Origin of the sequence: Pseudoalteromonas sp. 20-92, assembly GCF_030847595.1 — a bacterium.
GTDB classification, from domain to species: Bacteria; Pseudomonadota; Gammaproteobacteria; order Enterobacterales; family Alteromonadaceae; genus Pseudoalteromonas; species Pseudoalteromonas fuliginea.
In genome coordinates this window covers 1-5799 of sequence record NZ_JANJGQ010000047.1, presented here as the reverse complement: position 1 = coordinate 5799, position 5799 = coordinate 1, and the positions used below count along the sequence as shown (strand labels likewise).

The following is a 5799-nucleotide window of genomic DNA, read 5'->3' as shown; positions in this document are numbered from 1 at the left end:
ATTTAATTGCCGCTGAATATGTTGCGCGTTTTAATTTCGTCATTTTTTCACCCAAATTTGTATGCTTATTAGCATAAAATTTCTTTCTTAATGGGTGGCCAAAATCACTGTACCACTACAGACTGAATTTAGTTGACCACGTCAGTCACTTTCTAGCGAATGGCGAGTCTAAGACTTTGTGGCACGGGCATTTAAGGAATCATTCAGAGCTAGCATCAATCCTTGATGATTTTATTTCACTTATTTTTATTGAAAAAAGGACTAGTTTGAGTCGAATTTAATTCACATTTCTAATGCCCGCACGTTATTCCTAGAAGTTCTAACAAAGGAAGTGATAATGGCAAATTATGTGCAGGCATTTGAAAAAGTCTTTGCTTTAAAGCGTGAAGCAGCAAACATTTATAGTGTCAATATTGAGGATCTCACCTGCTGGCAAACCATGAAGGACATTGGCTTCTCCTCATCTGAGCTATACCAACTATTTAAACATCATTACTGTGAAGAAATATGGCTGCAGTTGCAGGGAGAAAATATCCAGCAACAAAGTATTGCTAATTTATTATTTAAAGCATCAGTTAAAGGCTATGTCGACGAATTATTAGTGCAATTTCAGCAGTGTTTTTCACTCCCTATTAGTGGCGTAATGTGTTCGTACACGCTGCAACAAATTAATCAAACTGATCAGCCTAGGCTCACTATATGGCTTCGTTTATATACTCTTTATTTTGATATTTATGCCAATCAAACACACCTATATTCTCAACTCGAATATTCACCGGAACAACACTTTTTTAGTCCTCAAGTTTGGCTTCATTAAGTAGCCCTATTTAAAGACATAACCCTCTTCCATACTCTCCTTCCTTCTCCTGTTAATAACGACTATTGCAGCGACTGACTAAGGAGGCTTTTGCCTCCCCCTCCTTCCCCAAAAAATTTATCAATCAGAGGAGTAATTTTGATGAAAAAAAATTTTGAGAGTTCATCGGACTGCGATGCAAAAACCAAATCTAACCCCGAGCTTGAGCAAACAAATATAGATCAATCTACCAATCGTACTATGCCTCAAGATATTGTCATTATGTTAATAGGACGATGGGCGATGCCCACTACGGTAGTGTTAGTCTTAGTAACTTGCCTTGCTGGATATTTTCTTGAGCTTCAAGCGTTTACTGCCGTGGTAGGAATGATATCGCCGGTAGTGATGGCACTAATTATGGTCATAAAAGAAGCTTTGATAGGAGGTAGAAACAAGCGTAACCGAAAGAAGTAACAAAGCTGGCAGTAAGTTCCCATGCAGTTATCAAATTCAACAAAATATAAGACCGTAAGGCGATTATAAGGGTAGGGCGTTTATCAAGAAGTTTAAAAGTAGAATGGTTACCAACAGCCGTTTATCGAAATAATTCAGAAATAGAGAAAGATATAACTGTATAGATTAAAGCTTGGAGGGCTACATAGTCACAATAGGCGGCTCGCCTTACTGCTACGGATGGAAAAATTAATTTACTGTCAACCAATATGAAAAATCTCAGTATCCATGACGATAGCGATAATAGCTAAGGTTATGAAATGAAATAGTTTATTAGTCGCTTTACCTTATTTAACAGGATCATCGATTGATTCGGAATATTCAAATAGCTAAATGCCAGGCATAGATATGCTCTTTAAAAAATGAGTATAAAGTCATAATTTTAAGTCAAGGTAGGTTCTTTTAACTACCTAACTTGAGTAGTTATATCACTAACAATTGAATACTTTTTTGGCGCAGCCCAATAAGGTTAAGAGTGCTTACAAGCTCAACTTCATCACATTTTTAATCTTTGTATACGTAGTATGTTTGTTTATGTGTAACGTATTATGTTAGGATTCGTTAATATAGTGTTTATTTATTGGCTTTTTGTTTTTTGTTGGTACTAATTGATTAGTTTTGTTTGTTCTGTACGTTACTAACACTACTGAGATGAAATTATAGGGATAAAAAATTAATTAAAGGGAAGTTTAAAAATAGAAGAGATGTTTTTTTGAACTATAAGGATGCTGCGCTAGGTAATTTATACGTCATTTATTTAGCTAAATAAGGAGTTGCGTAACGTCTAAGACCTTTACTGTGGGAGCTTGTAAGGGGTATTGCTAAGTTGATTTCATATGAGAAGTACTGAATCTTAGCTGAAATATACATCAAAATTAATAGGTGAAAGATCATAATTGGCAATACTTTTAAAGTTAGTTATAAAAATTCAGCATAGAATTATTCACGAATATTTAAGTCTAATATGACTTTTTTATTAATTTCAGAAGAAGTAAGAGGTAATAAAGTGCACAGAAAATTATCAGGAATATTGTTAGGTGTTTGTGGCCTGACAATATTTACGGGCAGTAACACTTTTGCAGCAAGGCCCGATGCGCCAGCAATCAATCGTGATGTTCACATGGCTAGGCAACCTAGTGTTAATGAAAGGCCAAGGTATACACGACCAACAATGCCTACATTACAAACAAGTTATGATGGGCGCATTGCTCTTTCCCATAAACTTGAAGAAAATGAAGATGATAGGGGGCCTGATCAAGTTAGTTTTAGGTTGCAAAAGCCAGAAAAATTTACGACATTATTTAAAGATTCACCCAATGGTACATTTATATTGGATAGAGCTAATGCTGCAGCTACCTCAAACGCTCGCCTAGGTGGTGGTAACAATAGCGTGCCAGATTTAAATGTATTGACTGGGTCGGTGGGTGGTACAGCAGATTCTCATCTTGGGCTATGTGATGTAACATTCGATGAACACTCAGCCATTAAAAATCCACAAGCGTGTGGTATTGGTAATACTGATGATTGTTATGACTTATGGGTTGTACGTTTTGAAAGGTTACCTAGTAACAATGGGCGTATATTGCATGGTACTAGAGTTAATGTCCGTGTAATAAACCCAAAAACGGTTGATGCTAGTATAGCGGAAGTCACCATTACTGAGCGTAAAAAAACATCAAATCCGCACAGGATAACCGACTCATTTGAGCCAATGTTTCCTGGCGACGGACGATTACTTGTAGGTAGATCAGGGAATTCAACTATAGTCGCGCCTTATGAAGGCGAGCCTGCAATGAGATCAGATGCAATCTACATTGTTAATGATAACCCAGATGACTTTGAAGCTTGTGATATCAATCAATGGGAAGGGCCTGGTATTAACCCTGATACAGCCGCAACACCAAGGGTAATTCCATCGTACTTACGTCCTTTGAGTTACGCTCCTTATGACGAGACTATTAACACTCGATATGGTTTTGCTATGCAGCCTTTTCGTGATGGTCAAAACAATGTTATTCCAAAAAATATACCCCTAGGATCATACCCATGGATTGATCGGGGAGGTGACGTTATATCGTTGACTACAATAGGTCGAACGCTTTACGATAGCACCGGTACATTAACCTTACCGTACGGACCTTCAGGTTTGGACTTAGACCCAAATAGCAGTCCACTTTGTCCAGCTCACACCTCAATTAATTGTAATTCAAATACATCGTCCCAAAATATAGGGCAATTTGGAGGTAGAACACTTATGGGGTTATGGACCAGAGGAAAAATGGTTCTACTTGATGATATTATCAACAATATTGATTTTAACCTTAATGCTGATGATGCTAGTCATCGTGAAGTGAGATTATATGACACCGGTCCTACCTACAAACGTATAGGCAATGGTCCTGACAATATTGCTAGTCGTTTACCGTTAGGTAATGGCGGAAATAATCGTTTTCTTGATTCAAACGAACATAGATTTAATTATTTCCCAAATCTAAGTCCAGTCACACCAGCAGATGTTGTATGGCTAATGAGCACAGGTCGTGGTACGGCAGAGATTAATTTTGATGATTACTTAAATCCTAATAGCTTTATTAATTCAAATATGGCGCAGTTGATCCGTATTAGAGTATCAAATACGGATAGAGCGCGTGAAAATGGTCAAAACTTGATCGGCCGAAATGCAATTGGTAACTCTGCTACAGGTGGGCGATTTGATATACTAGCAGATGATACAACTATACTTGCAGATGGCACGTGGAATATTCCAACACAAGGTAATTTGATTGGTGATACACGTGTGGAGCCTATTGCTAATGGAGGTATTCGAGGTAAAGGTTTATGGCTAGATGGTGATGGTGCAGGTATTGAGTATGACATTCCACAACAATCTTTGAGTTTTGAAAATGTAAACTGGTACTACGGTTTATTTGTTGATGCGAGAGGGCCAACAAATACAGAAAGAGCCTTGATTCACTTTCCTGATAATAGTGAAATTCGCTTAGGTAACAACAACAGTATTCACTTTTACGATATAACAGGCACATTGGTTGAAACATACGTAAGTAATGAACCATTAAATTTTCATCGCTGGAGACACTACGGCTTTAATATCAGCTATGACGTAGTATCTGACAGTACGACTGTGTTGGTTTATTTAAACGGTTATCTCGTTACAACGGTTGAGGCAAGCAGCTCAGCTTTTCAGTTACAAGAAAATGAAACGTTAACAATAGGTGAAAGCCCTAACAGTAATGATCTAAGAGGCTGGATTGATGATGTTAAAGTTTTTGCTGAACCGTTAACTCCAGAGTTGGCTTGTAATATGGCCAATGGTACTTTGGCTGGTATTTCGGATGCCAGTGTTGCACCTAATCATTGGAGTAACTTTTGGGCTACAAGCGTAGAGCTTACAGCTCATGAAGATATTACAAACATATTAAATAGCAATTACAAGCAAACGTATTCTCAGTATGTGTGTTATCACGATTATAGTGAGGATGGGGCAGCACATCTTGCTAATATTCCAAACGGACTAACAGGTGTTCGCGCCGATTTAGTATTTCCTGAGGGACCGCTACTTCAAGATCAACCACGTCCAGATTCTGTTAACAATGCATTTTGTTTAAGTTGTCATACAGCTGACGCCCCTGCTAATAGTGGTTTAACGATAGGTGCATTAGCGTTACAGCCTCATTTGTTGGCTCCTAGTGATCCTCGTCGTCAGCCTATGCAGCCCGATGCTAGAGTTTACGGTAATATTCCAGCCAACTGGATAGCACCTGGAATTCCAGAGTCAGCGATAAGTGATGTTACAGGCATTTTAATCGACAGACTTATCTTGGCCTCGAGTCACTCAATCGAAACACCAGAGCCGGAAACACCAGAGCCGGAAACACCAGAGCCGGAAACACCAGAGCCGGAAACGCCAGAGCCTGAAACACCAGAGCCAGAAACACCAGCGCCAGATGCAAGTAATGTTGTTAACTTAACAAGCGCGGCTGAAACGACAATTACGTATAGCATGAATTGGCATACGAATAGAGACCGAGCGCACGATGGTAACTTGCAAAATATTGCAACAACTACTTCAGATGGTACTAGCGCTGGCGGCGGCGGCGTGTTTATAGCATTTGACTTTGGAGCACCATTCACTAACTTCATAGTAACAATGAAGGAAGATAATAATAATTTCCATCAAGTTGATTTTTGGAGAGTTCAGCGATGGGCAAACGGAGCATGGATAAACCTGCCGGACAGAGGTGAGAACAGTAACGATTCAACTCTTAAAACATTCCCAATCCCAAGTGGAATCGCTTCGACACGTCTTAGAGTTCAACTGCAAGCACCAAGTGGCCAACAAGTTGGTGTGCAAGATATTGGCATTACGGCACAAAGATGGGAGCCAGAAACACCGGAGCCAGAAACACCGGAGCCAGAAACACCGGAGCCAGAAACACCGGAGCCAGAAACACCGGAGCCAGAAACACCGG

The 5799-nt window shown here is 39.3% G+C and carries 3 protein-coding genes and 1 pseudogene; all 4 read left to right on the top strand.

From position 1 onward, the window contains the following. Positions 1-337 precede the first annotated feature (337 nt). On the top strand, positions 338-817 hold the full coding sequence (locus tag NRL14_RS20565) for a hypothetical protein (protein ID WP_007377688.1): 480 nt from the start codon (positions 338-340) through the stop codon (positions 815-817). A gap of 141 nt (positions 818-958) precedes the next feature. Continuing rightward, entirely contained in the window at positions 959-1270 is a 312-nt protein-coding gene (locus NRL14_RS20560; RefSeq protein WP_033015760.1) for a hypothetical protein, read from the top strand. A 1003-nt stretch (positions 1271-2273) separates the two neighbouring features. Continuing rightward, positions 2274-4559 (top strand): annotated as a pseudogene (locus tag NRL14_RS21120) (hypothetical protein); the annotation flags it as partial. A gap of 1145 nt (positions 4560-5704) precedes the next feature. Next, the coding region (locus NRL14_RS21115) for a hypothetical protein (RefSeq protein WP_373462543.1) at positions 5705-5799 on the top strand (95 nt) is incomplete at its 3' end.

What these genes read in the sequence shown, in the direction of transcription:
- NRL14_RS20565 (WP_007377688.1), top strand. Translation starts at nt 338, where the DNA reads ATGGCAAATTATGTGCAGGCATTTGAAAAAGTCTTTGCTTTAAAGCGT.
- NRL14_RS20560 (WP_033015760.1), top strand. Translation starts at nt 959, where the DNA reads ATGAAAAAAAATTTTGAGAGTTCATCGGACTGCGATGCAAAAACCAAA.